Genomic DNA, 20,757 nt, shown 5'->3' with positions numbered 1-20,757 from the left:
TCACGCGGCGCCGCCGATCGTCAGCGTGTACAGGGTCTGCGACGTCGCGCCGTCCGGCACCTCGAGGTGGAACGGTGGCAATTCGTCGACGGCGGTGAGCGAGGCCTTGAACTGTGCCTGGCGCAGCAGCAGCCCCGCCACGTCCCGGGACCGGATGTTGGCGTACCCCTCAGCATTCTGGGATGCCAGTGCCAGCTGATAGTCAGCGGTGCCGGCTTTGGCGGCGCTTGTGGCCATGGAGCCGAGCAGGCCGGATCCGTTCACCGCTCGGTCGCCCAAGTCCAGCATCACCTTGTTCAGGCTTGAGGACAGCAGGGCGCGTGCGCCGTCGACGTCACGGGTCGAGCCGGAAGTGCCGGAAGCGATGCTCGCTAGCGAGGACTGCGTGCTCTTGGCCAGGGATGCGGCCAGGGCGTCGCTTTGTTCGAGCAGTTCGTCCCGCTGCTTGTTCACCGTGCCCTCGGCGTCGTTCACCACCTCGTCCGATGTGGACTTCAACCCGGCGATGGAGCGGTTGAAGGCCGTGATCACGGCTTCGGAGCTCGCGCCGCCGATCTCGGCAACCTGGCGCACTTGCACGTCCACGGTCTTGAAGACCTCGGCGGCGGTCTCGGCCGAGACTTCGCGGAGGGACTGCTTGATCTTCTCGCCAAGCCCGTCCTGCTGCTCCTTCAGCTTCGCCAGCGTCGTGCCGACCCGGCCGGAGGACTCGATCGCGTCGCCGAGCCCGTCGTTCAGGCCCTCAAGCTCGCGCCTCGTGCTCGTGACGTCGCCCGTGGCGGCGCGGTCGAGCGCCTTCGTGGCCTCGCTGATTTCGTGCAGCTTGGCGTCGATGTCATCGATGGACGTCTGCAACTCACCGAACGCCTGGTCCGGGGCGCTGGTGTCGGTGGCCGCGAGGACCGCGTCCCAGGCAGCTGTCTGGTCCTTTAGCCGTGCATCCAGCGGATCCTTGAACCCGTTCGGTGGGCGCAGCTCCCCCGCCGGCTTTTCGTTGTCATCCGTCTGCTCACACGGAGCGGCCGTCAAGTAGGAGCGCAACCGCTCCACATCTTCGGCGGACAGCTGCCCCTTCCGGGGTAAGGTGCCGTCGGCCATCTTGCATAGCTCGTCGGCGAGACGCTGGTTCTGCTGCAACATCGAGCCCTTCAAAAGCGAACCGTCACCCAACTCGCTCCTGGCGCCATTGGCCGTCTTTTCGACGTCGATCAGCTTCTCTCGCAGGCCGTCGATTCTGTCACGGACCGCCGCAACCGCCTCGCGGGTCGCGGCGGTGGAGGCCTGGGCGGATTTGATCGCTTTGTCCACGTTTGCGAGGGCCGTCTTGTAGTCCTCGGGGGTCTCTGCGCCGTCGAGGATCACGGCCACATCGGCACGCACCTGCTCCAGCGTGACGGTGGAGGCCTCCTGATCCTTGATCGCGCCCTCGACCACCTGCGGTTGCAGGTCCCCAACAAGCTCGTCGCCCTTCTTCACCAGGCCCAGCAGCGCCCCGGTGACGGTCACGGCGGAGCCGTAGAGGGAGCAGGTCATCGAGCCCTGCTCCGCGCACTCTTCTGCGGTGGGGTTCTCGGGACCCATGGTGTCCTTTATGGCACCCGCCACGATGTCCCGGCAGCCGGCGCTCACCTTCGCGTAGGCGTCGAGCTGGGAGGCCATGGTTTGGACGCTGGAGTAGACCGTGGCCGCTTTCTCCGACTTGGGCACGTCGGCTGCGCAGCCGTCGCCGTTGATTGGTGCCGTCGTGGGCACTGCCGAGGTATCGCCCAGCATTGCGTCCACGGCAGAGACGGTCAGTTTCAGCTGGGACGCAGTGGTGGACTGCGTTGTCTTCGTTGTGGACTCCAAGTCGGCGCCGAGATTCTTCAGCTGCTCCTTCAGGTCCACCATGGTCGCGGCCAGGGCCGTGGAGTTATCGCGCAACTCGCCCGCGGTCTTCGCACCCAGGGTCTGGGAGGTGACCTGCAGGTTTCGGCGAACATCGGTGATGGCGGATCCGGCCTTTGTCAGCACAGTGTTGACATCCGACACCAGCGCGATGGTGCGGCGCTGCAGAGCCATCTCGGAGCCCGTGCCAGAGGAGAACGCGCCGGCGAGGACGCCGTCCGCGCTGAGGTCGGTGTTGAGGCCCGGCTGGATCGCCACGTCGAAAGCAGGGACCTGGAAGTCCCTGACGTCGGCGACGAGGCGCAGCGTGGTGCTCGCGCCGGAACGCGGCGGGGCCAGCACGGTGGCCCACTGCACAACAGTGGCGCCGTCCTCGGTGCTGCTCAGAACGCCGTTGGTCCCCGTTCCGCCGTCTGGGGAACCCGCGGTGACGTCACCGGCCGGCACACCGGTGAGCCTCGTTGAGGCAGCGATAGTCAGCGGGGCGCCCACAAGGGCGGTTTCGGAGCGGGTCTGGCCCGCGGCATCGTATGCGATGACCCGCGGCTTGACCGTGAGGTTCTCCAGTGTCAGGTCGATCTCGACCGGCCCGGTGTGGCCTTGCAGCTCGGTGAGGTCGGAGCCGGACCTCTCCCCGGCCCGGTACTGCAGGCTCACCCGCACCGGCAGTTCACCCACCACCTGGGCGGCGTCGTAACTCGTGTCCGCCGCGGAGGAGTCGCCAGCCGCGGATACGGAGATGGTGGTGCCAGCTATCGTCTCAACTCCGGCCGCCGGGGACAGGCCCACGCGCACGCTCTGCAGGAGCTTGACCGGGTTGTCCACCGATTTCGGCTCCGGGGCCTGGCTGCACGACGTCGTCGCGATCAGGCCCAGGGCGACGAGGACGGCGCCCAGCGCCCGGCCCGGCCCAATGCTGCGCCCCGGGGTGTCGTGCGTAAAAGTCCGTCTGGGCATGATCGTCCCTCATTCTGTTCGCTGTGCCTCAAGCATGATACGGGGTTGCGCTCGCGAATGGACTAATTGCGGTCTCTCGGGGTGCGTGTGATCTGGGCAGCCATAGTTTTGCCGCAGGGGTTTCTCTTTTTGTTGGATTTATTGGCTGGAGTTGGTAGCGTCGGCTTCGTCTGGTCGCCGGCGGTTACGTGTCCGGCGGAGAAGCGGTTGTCTCTTGGGAGGAATTTCTATGTCTCGTGTGTTGTCTACTGAGCAAGCGAAGGCTGCGATTGGGCAGGTGCAGTCGATCATTAACGGCGGTTTCACGGATCAGATCTCGGCGCTGGATGCGCAGGGACGGGTATTGTCGGATCCGAATATCTGGGATGGTCCTTTGGCTGCGCAGTTCCGTGGTTCGACCTGGCCGGAAACGAAAGCCGCTTTGGACAAGGCCAAAGAAGAGCTGGAGCAATTGCGGGGGCAGTTGCAGAAGATCTCGCAGGACATCTTCTCCGCTGGCGGCGGCGCCTGAGCCTGTGCGTGAGGGTGTGAGGGCCGGGTAGTCGCGCCGCTCTGGGGAGCGGGCGGTTACCTGGCTATCGCACAGTTTTGGTCTTATCGGCCGGTTCCGGGTTTTCCTGGTCCGGTTTTTCGGGTTTTCCTGGCCCGGCCTGAGTCTCTTTCGGACCGTCCCTGCTCTGGTGGTTACTTCCCCGGCGGGTGCCGGTCCTGCTGCGTGTTGATGGTTGTTCGTCTTTTTCCAGATTTGTCCAGTGGGGGGCCTTGGTTGTGACCGAGTTCGTTGAGATGCCGATGTTGCCGGCTTCAGATGCTTCTGATGGTGGGCGGTTCAGTTACGCCGTGGCCGGGTCGGTGAGGTCGGCCTTCGAGTCGGCGGCCTCAAGGCTTGCGGAGCAGTCGGGCTCGCGCGCGACGTACGTCGCGTCGGCGAAGGAGGACTTCAACGGGCACTTCTCTGAGGTTTTTGAAGCCAACGCTGCGACAGCGAGGAACGACGCGAATGCGTTGGTGTCCGAGTTGCGGACGGTGGCCGGATACGTACGGCAGATGATTGACGCCGGGCATGAAGAGGACGCCCGGCGTGAGAGGAACAACGAATGGGTTCGGCGGCATAACGACCGGAATGTGTTCGAGCAAGCTGGTGATTGGATCTTCGGCGAGGAAGAGCGGCCAGGCGCGGAGCCGGGAAATGCTCCCAGGTTTGCCCCGGCAAGAGCCAATACCGGGTCCCGCGAAACACCGCCGCCCGGAGGCGGGTACGGGGGCGGCACTTCCTCCGCGCGGCCAGCCAATCTTCGGTCCTTCGCCGCCAACTCCCGCGGCCTGGATGAGGGCCTGTCCTCGGTCCCGGGCACGCTGGAAGATCAACTGTCCGCGTTCGCTTCCAGTTGCTACTGGGGCTCGATTGACGCTTCAGGGGTACTCTCGGCCTACCGGGCGTATCTGACGGCCAACGAGAACGACGCGAAGTGGGCGGTAACTGTCGCGGACGCGTTTGCAGCCGCGGGCGGTGAGGGAAACGTCTCGACGGTCTCGGACGCGGCCGTGAATGAGGCCCTGGCAGCGGCAGGCGTGAACGCGACCCGGTCAGCGCTGGTGGTCGATCCGCCGAAGGCGGCGGGCGCAATGCCCACCAGCGGGTACGCGAATGATCCCGTGAACACCGCGACGGGAAACTTCATTGAGCCGGAATCGGATCTGGGGTTCGCCGGCGTTGCCTCAAATGTGGTGCTTTCGCGGATGTACAACTCGCTGGCGTCGGGTTTGGAGGTGCCCGGGGTGTTTGGTCCGGGGTGGGCCTCGGTTCTGGATCAGTACCTCACGGTCTCGGATGACGGCTGTCGGTGGGTGATGGCCGACGGCCGGGCGGTGGACTTTCCCCGCGAGGGCGCCGGTTGGGGTCGCGGGGTGGGCGAGAATTACTGGCTGACCCGCGAGCCCGCAAAAGCGGCTGACCTGGCGGAGCTGGACTCCGTTCCGGAGGGCACGTCCGAGGTCCTGGTGGTCCGGGACAATCAAGGCGCCTGGTGGGCCTACAGCGCCGCCGGCGTGTGGCTCGGTACCGGGTCAGGGCCCGGCCGGACGGTGTCCGTTCTCCGGGAGAAGCCGGCCGACGGCGGCAGTGCCGGACCGGTGGCCCGGCTGGTGCATGCGCGGGGCCGTTTCCTCGACGTCGAGTACGTGGCTGGTCTGGTTGCCGTGGTGCGCGCCTCGGACGGGCGCCGCGTCGAGTACGGATACGACTCCGCTGGCAGGCTGACGCGTGTGGCAACCGAACTTGGGACGCGCACGTACCGGTGGAATGAGCAGGGCCTGATCGAGGCTGTGGTTTCGGCCGCGGGCGTTCTTGAGGCCGAGAACACCTACGACGAACACGGCAGGGTTGTGCTGCAGGTGACCCAGCATGGCCGCCGGACCAGGTTCGCGTATTTGCCGGGCAGGGTAACAGCCGTTTCGGATGAGGACGGTACCCGCTCCAACTCGTGGATCGCCGACGCGAAGGGCCGCCTGGTCGGTGTGCTCGATTCCCATGACCAGCGTCAGTCCATGGCGTATGACGGCCACGGAAACCTGGTGTCCTTCACGGAGCGCGACGGATCCGTCACGGTGAATGCCTACGACGGGCGGGGCCGGAAAATCCGGACCGTTACCCCGGAAGGTGCGGACCTCACCTACGGCTGGGATGAGCAGGACCGCATCACCACCCTGGTGACGGAGTCCGGGGCGGCCGTCTCGTATGAGTATGCCGATGACGTGTCGCGGGACCCCGCGGTCATCCTGGACCCGCTGGGCGGGCGCACCGAGCTGGAGTGGCGGAACGGGCAGCTGGTCCGGGTGGTAGACCCGGCAGGAGTGGCGATCGGGTTTGAGTACGACGGGTACGGGGACCTGGTCTCGACCCGGAACGCGGCCGGGGACGTCGCGAGGATCGTCCGTGACCAAGCAGGCCGCCCGGTTGCGGCGCTCAGCCCGTCCGGCGCTGAGACCCGTTTCGGCTACGACGGTGCGGGCCTACTGGTGCGGCGTGAGGACCCGGACGGCGCCGTCTGGGCATTCGAACACGATTCAGCGGGGCGGACGACGGCGTTCGTCGCCCCGGACGGCGGGCGGACCGAACTTGAATACGCCGTCAATGGTGAACTGGTCCGGACGATGGATCCGTTGGGCCGGGCCATTGAGCGGGTGTTCGACGAGCTCGGCAACGTCACGGGCGCGGTGCTGCCCGACGGCGCCCGCTGGGGCTTTGTCCACGACACGCTTTCGCGCTTGGTGGGGGTCACGGACCCCGCGGGCCATGACTGGGTGCGGGAGTACGACAAGGTCGGTGCCCAGACCGCCGTCGTGGACCCCACCGGGGTCCGCACGTACGCGACGACGGACCGCAGGGCCGGGACGGCCACCCTGAAGGACTCGTTCGCGTCCTCGACATACAGCTTTGACAAGTACGGGCGCCCCACACAGGTCCAGGGAGTGGACGGCTCCGCGGAGCTCATCTCTTATGACGCGGCGGGCAACCCGGTGGAGTTCGTCGACGGCGAAGGCGGCCTAACGGTCCTGGGCCGGGACGTGGCCGGGAAGATCACCTCGGTCACCTCTCCCTCGGGTGCCGTTACCCGCTATGAGTACGACGGGTGCGGGCGGCCCTGGAAGACCACGGACCCGCTCGGTGCGGTCACGGAATTGGCCTACGACGCCGACCAGCGGGTCACCGCCCGGACGCTGCCCACAGGCGAGGTCGAGACCTTCGAGTACGACCCGTGCGGACGGCTCCTGTCCCGCCGCAGCCCCGGCCGGGGCGTTTCCCGGTATGGCTACGACAAGGCCGGGCGGCTGAGCTTTTCCCAGGACTCCTGGTACGGCACCCGCCGGTTCAAATACAACACTGCCGGGGAACTGACCGAGACCGTCAACGGCGTCGGCGGACGGACCCTGTTCGAATACGACGTCCGCGGGCGCCTGGTCCGGATCACCGATCCCTTGGGCGGGGTGACCACCCACACCTACACGGCCACGGACCAGGTCGATTCCGTCACCGATCCACTCGGCCGGGTGAGCACCGCCAGCTACGATCCCGCCGGACGGCAGCTGTCCCAGACCGATGCTGACGGGCACACCACCACCTGGTCGTATGATTCGGCCGGCCGGGAAACCTCCACTTCGGTTGACGGGAAGCTGCTGGCCGCCGTCGAGCGCGACCTGATCCGCCGCCGCATGATCATCACCGATTACACGGGCGCGGACGGGTTGGCGGTGGAGCACGAGCTGGCGTTTGACCGGCGCGGGCAGCTGACCTCCCGCACCCGAGGCGGCCGGGGAATGTCGTGGGAGTACGGCGCCGACGGGAACCGCGCCGGATTCACCGACGTGCACGGAACCAACACCACGTATGTCCGGGATGCTGCGGGCCGGGTAACCGCCGTCAGCAACCCCCGGCTCGGAGAGGCCGTGTTCACTCACGACGCCTCGGGGCGTATCACCTCCGCCACCGCCGGGGATCTCGTCCAGGAATGGGTTTACCGCTACGGGAGCCTGTCCGAGCACAGCCGCACTGACCGCGCCCACCCGGACAAAGCCGATGCCACACTGATCGGCCGGGACGGGGACGGCCGGATCACGGCCCTGACCCGGGCCGGTGTCGTGACCCGTTACGGGTACGACGGCGCCGGGCAAATGACCACAGCCACCACTACCCGCAATGGGACTCCGGATACTTCGGCGCCGGTTTCGGTGCCGGCTTTGGTTTCGGAATGGGTGTACGACGCCGGCGGGCGCCTTCTCCGGGAATCCACGCCGTCCGGTTCCCGGGCCTATGAGTACGACGCCGCGGGGCAACTCCTGGCCGTCACCGGCTCGGACGGCACCCGGACGGAGTACGTCCACGACGGCCTGGGCCGCCGTACCCGGCTGATCCACCCGGACGGGTCTTGGACCGAGTATGCGTGGGGCCAGAGCGGCCAGCTGAAGATCGTTGCCGACCGCACGCCCGACGGCATGGAAACCTCCCGGCATGAGCTGTGGGTGGATGCCCTGGGCGAGCTGGCTGGTATTGATGGGTCCGAGTTGTGGTGGGATACCGCCAACCCGGTCCCCACTCTCACGGGCATTGGTGGCGGGCAGGTTCTGTCGTTGCGCGGTGGTGTTACCGGGATCGGAGACGCCTGGATCGCACCGGGCTGGCGCGCCGCCCGCCCCACCGACCAGACCGACCCCTGGGCCGTCATTGGCGCGCCGACAGTCCTTGACCCGGGTCCGGGTGGCACTGCCGGTGCTGGTGCCGCTGGTCTGGGTGCTGTGCCCGGGTTGGCGGGCGTGCTGCCCGCCGGGATCACCCTGACCGGCAATGGAGGCCTGGACATCGCGGGCCTGGAATGGCTCGGTGCCAGGGCGTACGACCCGGGCGCGCGAGGCTTCCTCTCCACCGACCCCTCCCCCCGTCCTCGGCGCGGGCTGGGACGGCAACCCCTACGCCTACGCAGGCAACAACCCGCTCAACACCACCGACCCCACCGGGCTGCGTCCGCTCACCGATGACGAGCTGAAGGCCTACGATAAATCGGCCGGGAGCCACTGGGAATACATTGCTGCGGGACTTGCCGTGACCGTCGGCGTCGCTGCGTTGTTCGTGCCGGGGCTAAACATCATCGCGGCAGGAGCTATCGCTGGGGCATTGACCTCAGGTGGCCTCTCGGTCTTTTCCCAGAAATCGCAAAAGGGTTCGGTCGACTGGTGGTCGGTCCTCGGCAACACTGCGGTAGGCGCGGCCACCGGCGCTGCAGGTGGCGGCGCGGCCATGTGGACCAAGAGCATTATTGCGGGTGCCCCGGCAGGCCAAGCCGCGGCCGCGATCGGAGTCAGTGCCGGCGCCAATGGCGTCGTAGGTGCGGGCGCAGGCGCCGCGAGCTACCTTTATCAGAACGGATGGCGCATCAATAACGGCTGGGACTTTGCAGGGAAGACCGCAGGTAGTGGCTTCGCCGGTGCCGTAGGCGGCCTGGCGGGGCCGGCCGGTGGCAGCCTCGCCAGAGGGATGTCATTGTCGTCGACCGGCATGGTTGCCAAGGCCGGAACGATGGCCATCAGTGGCGTGGGCGCGGGGACAGGTTCGATGCTGGAGAACGTCGTCGCAGGGAAGCCGATTGACCCCGTGAAGGCCGGCGCGACAGGCCTGTTTGGAGCGGGTGCTGCCGCGATACCGGTGGGGCGTATACCAGCGTTCAACCAGACCGGCGTGAGCACCCTAAGGCAGATGCCATACTTTGCTCCTCGGACTTTGAACGGCATGTTCAACTACAACCAGACGAATACCGTGGGACTGTGGGGAGGCGCCTTTGGAGGTGGCACTGTCGGCTTCGGTGGCGACCAACTGCAAAGCGCACTCGGATGGTGAGCAAAACAGGCCTAGAAAGGGTTGGTTGTTGTGGGAAGAAAAGCTGAGCATCCGGTGAGGAATGCTCTGATCCTCAGTGGCGTGTTGTTGAGCGCCACGGTCGCGGTGATCTTGGTAGGACCTCAGGACCACGTGTCACAGGAGGTCGTTGCATTACTCGCAGGTCTGGCCGTGGGTGCGTGGTTGCTGCGTTTCTCGCCGCCCTGGCGATGGCTTGCCATGTTGGTTTTGGTGCTATCCCTCGTTCTGTGTTTGGTGTTGGGCCCAGTCGGAATCGCGTGGTTCGGCGGGTTTATTGCGGGCACTCAGGCAGGACTGGCCTGGCAGCATGCGAGTAAGCGCCGTAAGCCCGCTAAGCAGACCCGGGAGACCGCAGAAAAGGCGGAGTGGCTTGTTGATGGCCGGGGTCTTAGCACCGTCGCGGAGGCCCGGGAAGCGGCTGGTGTTGCACTCCACGACTTGGACGGAAAGTCCCGTGGACGGCTGGCTGTTCAGTATCGGTCGGCACGTTTTGAAGTCGCCGGTGGTGTTGGGCTGGGGATGGTTTGTCATCGGAATGCTGATGCCACCAACGAGGGTTCATGGGCGGTGTTGGTGCGGTCTGCGGGTGTTGCGGATGAGTCGGTGGAGGTTCCAATGGGAGATGTGAAAGGCTTCATGCCTTCCCGGTTAGTCCATGATGTGGATTCGATTGAAGCGGCATTGGCTGATTTTTTCAGAAACCCAGAGGCATCGTCGTTCGGTCCGGAATGGGTGACTGGAAGCGAGGCTGAGGCAACACGCCTGACGACACATTAGCTAAGCAAGCAAGAATTGCGGGCGCCGTCGAGGGCGATAGTGCGAGTTCTGGCGCAGACAATGAGGATCCGCTAGGAGCACTTAGCGAGCAGGACCTGCTGTTGGGCAGAAGAACCGTCAAGATTAAAACGGTTTTTTGTATGGTTACTTTCGTAATCCTTGCGTCGGCGATCATCCTGGTGCATGGCGTTGGCCAGTGGCTTATTGGCTAGGCGATTCTGACAAACGGTGGATATTTCACTGAGTAGTGCGTCGGGTTAGCGTGAATTCCAAATATAGATTCCAGGCTGAGCCAGAACCCTGGATGGACAGCGCATCTTTGCCGGCCCTCAGTGTCACGCCGGGGCTCTTGGATTCGGGCCTGTTCGTCTGTATCGTTGGCTATCGTTAGATATATCGCCCGCGGTTGTCCAGAGGAGTGCACGATGCGCAGTTCATACCCGGTCGGCGGATTTCGCGGCAACAACGTCGACAGCATGTGGCAGGCCGTTGAAGAGTTGCGCTCGAGGTTCGAGAAGCGGGCAGGTACCCGTGCGGGTCGCGGCGAGGTGCGCTCGGCCGTGCTGGCTCTGCTCGCAGAGCGGCCGATGCACGGCTACCAGATCATTCGTGAAATCGAGGAGCGCAGCGGCGGGAGCTGGAAGCCCAGCGCAGGCTCCGTCTATCCCACGCTCCAGCTACTGGCCGATGAGGGCCTCATCAGTGCCGAGGAATCCAACGGCCGCAAAATCTACTCCCTGACCGACGCGGGCCGCGAGGAAGTAGTCGGCGCCGGCACATCCGCGCCCTGGGAGGCGTCGGGGACCGGGTTCGCGGCACTTCCGAAGGCGGGCGTCGAGCTCGCACAAGCCGCCGCGCAGGTGGGCCGCACCGGCACGCCTGAGCAGGTGCAGGAAGCTGTGGCGGTGCTCGACGACGCCCGCCGCCGGCTGTACGCGATCCTCGCCCAGGGCTGACGGGGTGTCGTCGGTTCACCCGGACCGCGCAGATCCGGTACCCGGCGCCGGGGAGCACCGGGCCCGTTACCGCCGCATCCTGCGCTTCGCCGCATGGCACCTCACGGTGACCTGGTGGTTTGAGCTGTTCCTCCCCCGCCTCGGGCTGGCTTGGATAGCCGAACGCACCAGGGCGAAACGGATGCGAAGGTTCGCGCAGCGCTTCCATGTGCTGGCTGTGGATCTTGGCGGGCTGATGATCAAGGTGGGTCAGTTCCTGTCCTCCAGGCTGGACGTGCTGCCGCCGGAGATCACCAGGGAACTTGAGGGGCTGCAGGATGAGGTGCCTCCGGTTGCCTTCTCTGCGATCCGCACCCTCGCCGAAGCTGAGCTGGGCGCGCCGCTGGAGCAGGTGTTCGCCTCGGTCGAGGAGACACCGATCGCAGCAGCGTCCCTTGGTCAGGCGCACCGGGCGAGGCTTCGTCCGGGCGACGCCGCCGACACCGGGCTGGACCGCGTGGTGCTGAAGGTGCAGCGGCCGGGCATCAACGCCATTGTCGACGTCGACCTGGCGGCACTGCGCAAAGTGGGCGGCTGGCTCAGCCACGTGCGCCTGGTGTCCGACCGTGCCGACATGCCCGCCCTGGTCGAGGAGTTTGCGCAGACCAGTCTCGAGGAGATCGACTACCTGAATGAGGCGGCGAATTCGGGGCGGTTCGCTGCTGATTTCGCCGACGATGGCCGGGTGCACGTGCCCGACGTCGTCTGGGAACGGACCACCCGCCGCGTACTCACCCTCGAAGACGTCACGGCGATCAAGATCACGGACTCGAAGGCACTGCTGGCGGCGGGCATTGACCCGGCCCAGGTCGCCCCGGTTTTTGCCGCGGTCATGTTCGACCAGATGTTCATGAACGGCTTTTTTCATGCGGATCCGCACCCGGGCAACATCTTTGTCACGCCGGATACTGATCCATCCACGGAGCGCGCCTGGAAGCTGACCTTCATCGACTTCGGCATGATGGGCGAGGTTACGGCCAGCACCCGCAGCGGGTTGCGGAAGCTGCTCATCGCGGCCGCCTCGCGTGACGGCAAGGGGTTGATGACCGCAATCAGCGATGTCGGAGTATTGGTACCCTCGGCCGACACAGTGGAGCTTGAGCGGGCGATGACGCACCTCTTTGCCCGTTTTGGCGGGATGGGTTTCGCCGAGCTTCGCGAGGTTGACCCGCGGGAGTTCCGTGATTTTGCAGTGGAGTTCGGTGACGTGGTCCGCTCATTGCCGTTCCAGATGCCGGAGAACTTCCTGCTCATAATCCGGGCGATGTCACTTACGTCGGGGGTGTGCAGTTCGCTGGACCCCCGGTTCAATCTGTGGGACTCGGTCGAACCCTACGCGGCGCAGCTGCTCCGCGACGAACGAGGCAACATCGCGCAGGACGTTGCCCGGCAGGCGCTCGATGCCGCCGGGATGGCACTGGGCTTGCCGAAACGTCTGGATGGGCTGCTAACCCGGCTCGAGGACGGTTCACTGTCGGTGGCAAATCCGCGCCTCGAGCGGCAGCTGGGACGGCTTGACCGCACGGCGCAAAGATCGGCGTCGGCGTTGATATTCGGCGCCCTGCTGGTCTCCGGTTCCGTAGTCCGCGCGGATGACACGGTGCTCGGCAATGTCCTGATGATCGCGTCGGTGCTTCCGCTGCTGCATGCGCTGTGGGTTGGGCGCAGCGGACTTTGATCGAACCGGTGACGCCGGTTTTCTGGCGCCCGCTCCGCGCGGGGGCGGGCGCCAGCGACTTCATTTACACCGAGTCAGCCGAACAGGGCCGCGACGCGGGTGAGAGTCTCGTACACGCCGTAGGCGAGCGGCACGCCGACAAGGGCCCACGCAATCGTCAGCTTTCCGGTCGATGGTTTTCCGGGTGAAACGTTTGCTGCACTCATCTCATGCCTCCATGGCGGGTTCTGCGGTGACGCGGTCAGGATGGGGTTCGTGGAATCGGGTGTCCACTGGCTTCACCAGCAGGTTGGCCACGAAGCCAATGACCAGCAGGCCCACCATGGTCAGCAGCGCGGGCTGGTATGACGCTGCGTTGAGCTGGCCGGGCTTGCCCTGGGCATCCAGAAAGGCGTTGACGATCAGCGGCCCGGCAATACCGGCAGCGGACCAAGCAGTGAGCAGCCGGCCGTGGATGGCCCCCACCTGGAAGGTGCCGAAGAGGTCCCGCAGGTAGGCCGGAACGGTCGCGAAGCCACCGCCGTAAAAGGAAATAATGACAAACGCGAGGGCCACGTAGAGGAACGTTGTGGTGGAGCCGGCCAGCGCCAGCACCGTGTACAGCACGGCTCCGACGCCGAGATAGACCATGTAGATGCGCTTGCGTCCGGTGATGTCCGAGGTGGCGGACCAGGCGAAGCGGCCGGACATGTTGCCGATCGAGAGGAGGCCCACAAACCCGGAGGCGACGGCGGCGCTGACCAGGGACACGCCGTCGGACTGGCGGAAGAAGTCCTGGATCATGGGGGCTGCCTGTTCCAGGATGCCGATGCCGGCTGTCACGTTGCAGAACAACGCGATCCAGACGAGCCAGAACTGCCTGGTCTTCACCGCATTTTTGGCGGAGACGTTCTCCGTGGTGACGAGCTTGGCGGCCTTGACCTTGGACTGGTCGAAGCCTTCGGGCTTCCAGCCCTCGGCTGGGACCTTGATGGTGAAGGCGCCGAACAGCATGTAGGCCAGATAGACGACGGCGAGGGTCAGGAACAGCTTGCCCACCGAGTCGCCGCTGGCCACCCAGCCCTTGGCGCCGGAGTTGGGGTCGTACATCTTGAGCAGGGCCGTGGATACCGGGCTGGCGATCAGGGCGCCGCCCCCGAAGCCCATGATGGCCATACCCGTGGCCAGTCCGGGACGGTCGGGGAACCACTTGATCAGGGTGGAGACCGGGGAGATGTAGCCGATGCCCAAACCAATTCCACCGATGAAACCGTAGCCGAGGTACACGAGCCAGAGCTGCCCGCTGAAGATCCCGAGCGAGCCGATCAGGAAGCCGCTGGCCCAGAAGACGGCTGACGTGAACATCGCCTTGCGCGGACCGTTCTTATCCACCCAGGTCCCCATGATGGCCGCCGACAGCCCAAGCATCACGATCGCGATGGAGAAAATAACGCCGATCTCCGTGAGGCTGGCGCCGAAGTGCTTCACCAGCGCCGTCTTGTAGACACTCGTCGCGTACGCCTGGCCGATGCACAGATGCACGGCGAGCGCTGCGGGAGGGACCAGCCAGCGGTTGAATCCCGGTGGAGCGATGGTTCGTTCTCTATCCAGCCAGCCCATGATTGTTCCCTTTGCTCGTCAACGACAGCGGTGCCAGGACATAGCAAGGGCTCAATCCGGGCCGTTGCCTCCGGCAATCATGGTGCAAATACTAAGTAAGCGTCCTATCTCTGCGCCGAACGGTGCCGTTGCCGCGACGAGCGGTAGCAATTCTCCGGCAGGTGGTCCCTCCGGGCGTTACTTGGCTAGGCCCGCCTGCCGCAGAGCTTCTGCCATCGCGGTGTTTGCGGGCGACGGCGTCGTCCGCGGCTGAGCGGGCGCCCGGTTGGGCTGGGGCTGCCTTCCCGCCGCCTTCTGGGCGTTCGGCTGCCGCGGCTGCCGCGGCTGCGACGGAGTGGCCTGCGGCGGCGCCTTCCGGGAGGTTTCCCCGGAAGTCCCGGGGTCGTCGTCGAGCCTCAGGGTCAACGAAATGCGTTTCCGGTCGGGATCCGCTTCCAGCACCTTGACCCGGACCACCTGCCCGGACTTCACCACCTCCCGGGGGTCCGAGACGAAGCGGTTGGCCAGCGCGGACACGTGCACCAGCCCGTCCTGGTGCACGCCGACGTCGACAAACGCGCCGAACGCCGCCACATTGGTCACCGTCCCCTCCAGCACCATCCCGGGCCTGAGGTCGGAGATCTTCTCGATGCCCTCGGAGAACGTCGCCGCTGCGAAGGCCGGACGGGGGTCCCTGCCGGGTTTCTCCAGCTCGGCGATGATGTCCTGCACCGTGGGCAGCCCGAAGGAGCCGTCCACGAAGTCCTGCGGGTTGAGCGCCGCGTAATTTCCGCCCGAGGGGCCGCTCCCGGCGGCTGCCCTGATCTTGCGGGCCACCGGGTAGGCCTCCGGGTGCACGCTGGACGCGTCCAACGGCTCCGCTCCCCCGGTGATCCGCAGGAAGCCGGCACATTGCTCGAACGCCTTGGCACCCAACCGCGGAACCTTTTTCAGTTCGCTGCGCTTGGCGAAGGGTCCGTGCTCGTTCCGGTACGCCACAATGTTCTCGCTCAGCAGCGGCCCGACGCCGGCCACCCGGCTCAGCAGCGCGGGCGAGGCAGTGTTGACGTCCACGCCCACCGCGTTCACGCAGTCCTCGACCACCGCGTCGAGGCTGCGGTCCAGCTTGGTGGCGGTGACATCGTGCTGATACTGCCCGACGCCGATCGACTTCGGCTCAATCTTCACCAGCTCGGCGAGGGGGTCCTGCAGCCGCCGCGCGATCGAGACCGCGCCGCGCAGGGAGACGTCCATGCCCGGCAATTCGGCAGCGGCGAGTGCCGACGCCGAGTAGACCGACGCGCCGGCCTCGGACACCACGATTTTCTGTGGTTTGCGCTCCGAAACTGCGGCGAGCTGCTTGAGCAGTTCGGCGGCGAGCTTGTCCGTTTCGCGTGAGGCCGTGCCGTTGCCGATCGCCACGAGTTCGACGCCGTGCTTCTTCGCCAGGCTCACAAGGGTCCGCAGCGCCTCGTCCCATTTCCGGGCCGGGGCGTGAGGGTAGATGGTGTCCGTCGCGACGACCTTCCCCGTGCCGTCCACGACGGCGACCTTCACGCCGGTCCGCAGCCCCGGGTCCAGGCCCAGGGTGGCGCGGTTTCCGGCCGGGGCTGCGAGCAGCACGTCCCGCAGGTTGGCAGCAAATACCCGCACGGCCTCGTCCTCGGCGGCGGCGAACATCCGGCTGCGCAAGTCGGCGGTCAGCCGGGCCAGCACGCGCGAGCGCCAGGCCTGCTGCGCGGTCTGCAGCAACCAGGCGTCGGCGGGCCGGCCGCGGTCGGCCACCCCAAGGAACCTGGCCACGGCGGCTTCGTACCGGCCGCGCGCGGCCGTGAGGGCGGCGTCGTCGTTCGGGTCCGCTTCGGCGAGATCCAACTCCAGCACGCCGTCCTTCTCGCCGCGCAACAGCGCCAGGACGCGGTGCGAGGGCATCCCGGACGGTTGCTGGGAGAACTCGAAGTAGTCCTTGAACTTCTGGCCCTCGGCTTCCTTGCCCTTCTTGACCCGCGAGACCATCCTTCCCTGGCTCCAGAGCCGCTCCCGCAGCGTCGCGGCCAGGTCTGCATCCTGCGCGACCCGTTCCACGAGGATGGCGCGGGCACCGGCGAGCGCCGCGGCCGCGTCCCCGATGGCGTGCTCCGCGTTGAGGTACTTGGCGCCTTCGCGCTCCGGATCCAGCTCCGGGCGCTTGAGCAGCGCATCCGCGAGCGGCTCCAGCCCGGCTTCCCGGGCGATCTGGGCCTTGGTGCGCCGCTTGGTCTTGAAGGGGAGGTAGATGTCCTCGAGCCGGGACTTGGTGTCGGCGCCGACGACGGCGGCCTGCAGTTCCGGGGTCAGCGCACCCTGCGCGGCTATCGCTTCCAGGATGGTCCGCCGGCGGTCTTCGAGTTCACGAAGGTACCGCAGCCGTTCCTCGAGTTCGCGGAGCTGGGTGTCGTCCAGGGTGCCGGTGGCTTCCTTGCGGTAGCGGGCGATGAACGGGACCGTGGATCCGGCGTCCAGCAAGTCCACGGCGGCCTTGACCTGCCAGGCCTGGACGCCGAGTTCGCCGGCGATCTGGGCGGCGATGCCGGACTCCTGGGTCTGTGGCGTGCCGGTCTTCGGCGACGGGCTGGCGGCGGGCGAGGCGGGGCGCTGCGGGAGTTGGGTCACCCTGCTATTTTGCCTCACGGGGCGGTGCCGTGACGGCCGGCAGGTTCGCGGGGCCAGATTGTCAGAGGGCTTTGATAGCTTGGCAGGAAGACATCAACGGCGATTATCAGCACTGGCGAGCGGGCCAGACCAGACAGAGCCGCAGCCAGCAGACAGAGCCACGACATCGGGGGCGCAGTGTTTTTTCTTGAACCGGAAGTGCCGGACTCCGGACCGGATCTGGTCTTCTCCGCGAGCGACCTGGTGATCGCGGCCGGCTGCGAGTACCAGCTGCTCCGGAAGCTCGACGAGCGGCTGGGCCGCTCTCCCAGGCCTGATTTCGGCGTCGATGAGATGCTGGAGCACGCCGCCAAGCTGGGCGACGTTCACGAGCGCAGGGTCCTGGACGGCTTCGTCGACGAGTTCGGGATGTGGGATCCCGGGACAGGCCGGGGCGTGTACGACGTCGTGCCGGCCGAAAGCATGGACCGCGCCACGTTGCTTGCCAAGCATTCCGAGTCCATTGAAGCGCTGCGCTCGGGAGCGGACGTGGTGTTCCAGGCCGCTTTCTTTGACGGCCAGTTCCATGGGCGCTCCGATTTCCTGGTCCGGCAGGCTGACGGCAGCTATGCCGTGTTCGACACCAAGCTGGCCCGCCATGCCAAGGTGACGGCGCTCCTCCAACTTGCTGCCTACGGAGACCAGCTCCTGAAGGCCGGGATCACGCCGGACCCGGCCGTAACGCTGGTCCTCGGCGCCACCGTTCCATTGCCGGGAGGCGGTTTCGAATATGTCCAGAGCCACCACAAACTCTCCGAACTCCTCCCGGTGTTCCGGGAACGCCGGGAGCGCTTCCTCGCCCTGACCTCCGGGCACGTCGCGCAGCCCGGCACCGTCAGGTGGGGTGCGGCGGGCGTCTCCGCCTGTGGCCGCTGCGACTACTGCCAGGAGATGGCCAAGGCCACCGACGATCTCCTCTTGGTGGCGAGGATGAACTCCGCGCAACGCAAGAAATTGCACGCCGACGGCATTCGGACGGTCACGGAGCTCGCGGAAGCCACTTTGGTCAGCCCCACCCCCTCGCTCCTGCGCCTACAGCAGCAGGCCAAGATGCAGAGCGGGACCGGCGGAGCCGACGGCGGCGTCCGGTACGTCAAGGACGGCGAGGAGCATTCCCTCCGCTACGCCGTGATCCCGGACAACACCCTGGCCGAGCTCCCGCCGCCCAGCAAGGGCGACATCTTCTTCGATTTCGAGGGCGACCCGCTCTGGCAGGAAAGCGCCACGGGCGTCTGGGGGCTGGAATATCTGTTCGGCGTCATCGAGGCACCAGTAGACGCCGGCACCCCGGGAGTGTTCAAGCCCTTCTGGGCCCATAGCCGGGAGGCGGAAAAGCAGGCCTTCCTGGATTTCCTCGCCTACGTGGAGAAGCGCCGGCAGGACTACCCGGACATGCACGTCTACCACTACGCCGCCTACGAGAAGACCGCCCTGCGCAAGCTCTCCGTCATGCACGTGGCAGGTGAGGACACCGTGGACCAGTGGCTCCGCGACGGGCTCCTGGTGGACCTGTACCAGACGGTCCGCAACAGCATCCGGATCTCCGAGAACTCCTACAGCATTAAGAAGCTCGAGCCGCTCTACATGGGCACGCACCTGCGCTCGGGAGACGTGAAAGACGCCGGCGCGTCCGTGGTTGCCTACGCCCATTACTGCGAAGCGCGCGACAACAATCGTTCTGCGGAGGCGGACACAATCCTCGCCGGGATCTCGGACTACAACGAGTACGATTGCCTGTCCACACTCCAGCTCCGGAACTGGCTCCTGGGCCTGGCGCAGGACCGCGGGATCACGCTGGGCGGTCAGGGCGGGAGCGGCCGGGCTGACGCCTTCCCAAGCGCCGGCACTCCGAGTGGGTCCGCCGACGCAGACCCGGAAACGGAGGATGCCCTGAGCCCAGCCGAACTCGCACTGAAGGAGTTCGCCGCGCCGGGGACCGGGCTTCCGGAAGACGACCGAAAGGCTTTATCAATGCTGGCGGCGGCCGTGAGCTATCACCGCCGCGAGCGCAAGGCCTTCTGGTGGGCGCACTTCGACCGGTGCGAACAGGGCCCGGACACCCACGTCCGGGACCGAAACGTCTTTCTCGTCGAGTCCGCCGAGATACTGGACGACTGGCAGCAGGAAGGCACTAAACTCCCCGAACGCCGGGTCAAACTGACTGGCACCGTGAGTCCCGGCTCCGATCTGCGCGAAGGCAGCAAATGGTTCCGGATGTATGACCGCCCTCTTCCTGCCGGGCTGGAGGGCACCGGCAAAGACGGAAGCGGACGGAACGGTTGGTTCGGGACGGAAGTCCTGGAGCTGGGACACGATGACGGTAGCGACACGGTCATCATCCGGGACCGGCTGCACCGGAAGGTGTCGCCCCACAATGATCTCCCCATCGCACTGACAGAGGACCAGCCGCTCGCGACCAAGAGCCTCGAGGAATCACTGGCTTCGCTGGCTGAGAAGGTCGCGGCCGGCCTGAGATCCTCGGCGATTCCCCGCCATCCTGCGCTGGATCTCGTCCGGCGTCTGCCGCCACGGCTGATTAGCGGACACTCTTTGCCGCAGCCCGGTGCGGGGCCGGACCGTTTCATCGATGTCATTACCGAGGCCGTTCTGCACCTGGATCACTCGTACCTGGCGGTGCAGGGACCTCCCGGCACCGGCAAGACCTATGTGGGTTCCCACGTCATCGCCCGGCTGGTGGCCCGCGGCTGGAAGGTCGGGGTGGTGGGCCAGTCCCATGCCGTCGTAGAAAACCTGCTCAAGACTGCCGTGACCGGCGCCGGAATTGATCCGTCCATCGTGGCCAAGGACGTGAAACACGCGGATCCCCTCCCTTGGGAGCAACGCACAGCCAAGGACGTTGCCCGGCTCCTCGGCTCCCCCGGCGGGGCGCTCGTTGGCGGCACCGCGTGGACCATGACGGGAGCCAATGTCCCTGCCGGATCGCTGGACCTGCTGGTGATCGACGAGGCCGGGCAGTTCTCCCTCGCCAATACTCTGGCGGTGGCGCAGGCCAGCAGCCGGCTGCTGTTGCTGGGCGATCCCCAGCAGTTGCCGCAGGTCAGCCAGGGCTCGCATCCCGAGCCCGTGGACGAGTCCGCCCTGGGCTGGATCTCCGCAGGACATGCCACGCTGCCGCCGGCATTGGGGTATTTCCTGGCCGACTCGTGGCGGATGACCTCGGAGCTGTGCCGGGCCGTGTCCGAACTGTCCTACGAGGGGCAGCTCCGGTCTGCACCTGCCGCCGATCTCCGGCGGCTTGACGGTGTTCCGGCCGGGATCGAAACCGTGTACGTCGAACACAGCGGCAACACCACGTCCTCGGCCGAGGAAGCTTTGGAGGTGGTCCGACAGGTGCGGCGACATCTCGGGCTGCAGTGGCACACCGAAACAGGCACCCGGCCCCTGGGTGCAGACGACGTCATGGTGGTTGCGGCCTACAACGCTCAGGTCAACGTTATCCGCGACGCGCTCGAGGTTGCCGACCTGTCAGGGGTGCGGGTCGGGACGGTGGACAAGTTCCAGGGGCAGGAAGCGGCGGTGGTGATCGTGTCGATGGCCTGTTCGGCCGTGGCCGAGGCTCCGCGCGGCATGGAGTTCCTGCTCTCGCGCAACCGGATCAACGTGGCGGTCTCGCGCGGGCAGTGGCGGGCCGTGCTGGTCCGCGCCACGGAACTAACCAACTACTTGCCCGCCCACCCGGAGGGCATGGAACAGCTGGGCGGCTTCATCGGCCTGTGCCAGCGCTCGGTGTCTTCCTGACGACTTAGCCGGGGGAACATGCCCAC

The 20,757-nt window shown here is 66.4% G+C and carries 11 protein-coding genes; 7 read left to right on the top strand and 4 right to left on the bottom strand.

Annotated features, from left to right (window positions below; all coding sequences use genetic code 11):
- Positions 1 to 2,844 carry a hypothetical protein gene (locus tag OM977_RS04135; RefSeq protein WP_264356272.1) on the bottom strand — a complete coding sequence of 948 codons (2,844 nt, stop codon included), beginning with the start codon at positions 2,842 to 2,844 and terminating at the stop codon, positions 1 to 3.
- A gap of 229 nt (positions 2,845 to 3,073) precedes the next feature.
- On the opposite strand from OM977_RS04135, the gene OM977_RS04130 reads away from it, so the two are divergent.
- The 6 genes from OM977_RS04130 to OM977_RS04105 all read left to right on the top strand — a co-directional run bounded on the left by OM977_RS04130 (position 3,074) and on the right by OM977_RS04105 (position 12,703).
- Positions 3,074 to 3,355, top strand: a complete 282-nt coding sequence (locus tag OM977_RS04130; RefSeq protein WP_028275663.1) for a hypothetical protein — start codon at positions 3,074 to 3,076, stop codon at positions 3,353 to 3,355.
- Positions 3,356 to 3,852: 497 nt separating this feature from the next.
- Positions 3,853 to 8,376, top strand: a complete 4,524-nt coding sequence (locus OM977_RS04125) for a DUF6531 domain-containing protein (protein WP_264356271.1) — start codon at positions 3,853 to 3,855, stop codon at positions 8,374 to 8,376.
- A 64-nt stretch (positions 8,377 to 8,440) separates the two neighbouring features.
- Entirely contained in the window at positions 8,441 to 9,232 is a 792-nt protein-coding gene (locus OM977_RS04120) for a hypothetical protein (RefSeq protein WP_264356270.1), read from the top strand.
- Between the two features lie 30 nt (positions 9,233 to 9,262).
- Positions 9,263 to 10,030 (top strand): hypothetical protein, encoded by a 768-nt coding sequence (locus OM977_RS04115; protein ID WP_264356269.1) that lies wholly within the window; start codon positions 9,263 to 9,265, stop codon positions 10,028 to 10,030.
- Between the two features lie 425 nt (positions 10,031 to 10,455).
- Positions 10,456 to 10,986 (top strand): PadR family transcriptional regulator, encoded by a 531-nt coding sequence (locus tag OM977_RS04110; RefSeq protein ID WP_264356268.1) that lies wholly within the window; start codon positions 10,456 to 10,458, stop codon positions 10,984 to 10,986.
- Between the two features lie 4 nt (positions 10,987 to 10,990).
- Complete coding sequence (locus OM977_RS04105; protein ID WP_264356267.1) at positions 10,991 to 12,703, top strand: ABC1 kinase family protein; 1,713 nt, start codon at positions 10,991 to 10,993, stop codon at positions 12,701 to 12,703.
- A gap of 74 nt (positions 12,704 to 12,777) precedes the next feature.
- On the opposite strand, the gene OM977_RS04100 is transcribed toward OM977_RS04105, so the two are convergent.
- The 3 genes from OM977_RS04100 to OM977_RS04090 form a co-directional block, all read right to left on the bottom strand.
- Positions 12,778 to 12,909 (bottom strand): MFS transporter small subunit, encoded by a 132-nt coding sequence (locus OM977_RS04100; RefSeq protein WP_264356266.1) that lies wholly within the window; start codon positions 12,907 to 12,909, stop codon positions 12,778 to 12,780.
- A gap of 1 nt (position 12,910) precedes the next feature.
- Entirely contained in the window at positions 12,911 to 14,302 is a 1,392-nt protein-coding gene (locus OM977_RS04095) for an OFA family MFS transporter (protein WP_264356265.1), read from the bottom strand.
- A 177-nt stretch (positions 14,303 to 14,479) separates the two neighbouring features.
- Entirely contained in the window at positions 14,480 to 16,933 is a 2,454-nt protein-coding gene (locus OM977_RS04090; RefSeq protein ID WP_270103146.1) for a Tex family protein, read from the bottom strand.
- Between the two features lie 177 nt (positions 16,934 to 17,110).
- Between OM977_RS04090 and OM977_RS04085 the strand changes: the two genes are divergently transcribed.
- Positions 17,111 to 20,731 carry a TM0106 family RecB-like putative nuclease gene (locus tag OM977_RS04085; RefSeq protein WP_264356264.1) on the top strand — a complete coding sequence of 1,207 codons (3,621 nt, stop codon included), beginning with the start codon at positions 17,111 to 17,113 and terminating at the stop codon, positions 20,729 to 20,731.
- The last annotated feature ends 26 nt before the right edge of the window (positions 20,732 to 20,757 follow it).

The organism is Pseudarthrobacter sp. MM222 (genome assembly GCF_947090775.1).
Taxonomy (GTDB): Bacteria; Actinomycetota; Actinomycetes; order Actinomycetales; family Micrococcaceae; genus Arthrobacter.
This window is presented reverse-complemented; position numbering and strand designations above follow the sequence as displayed.

Excerpts from the sequence above, each read along its gene's own strand:
- OM977_RS04135 (WP_264356272.1), bottom strand. The coding sequence starts at position 2,844 with ATGCCCAGACGGACTTTTACGCACGACACCCCGGGGCGCAGCATTGGG.
- OM977_RS04130 (WP_028275663.1), top strand. The coding sequence starts at position 3,074 with ATGTCTCGTGTGTTGTCTACTGAGCAAGCGAAGGCTGCGATTGGGCAG.
- OM977_RS04110 (WP_264356268.1), top strand. The coding sequence starts at position 10,456 with ATGCGCAGTTCATACCCGGTCGGCGGATTTCGCGGCAACAACGTCGAC.
- OM977_RS04100 (WP_264356266.1), bottom strand. The coding sequence starts at position 12,909 with ATGAGTGCAGCAAACGTTTCACCCGGAAAACCATCGACCGGAAAGCTG.
- OM977_RS04095 (WP_264356265.1), bottom strand. The coding sequence starts at position 14,302 with ATGGGCTGGCTGGATAGAGAACGAACCATCGCTCCACCGGGATTCAAC.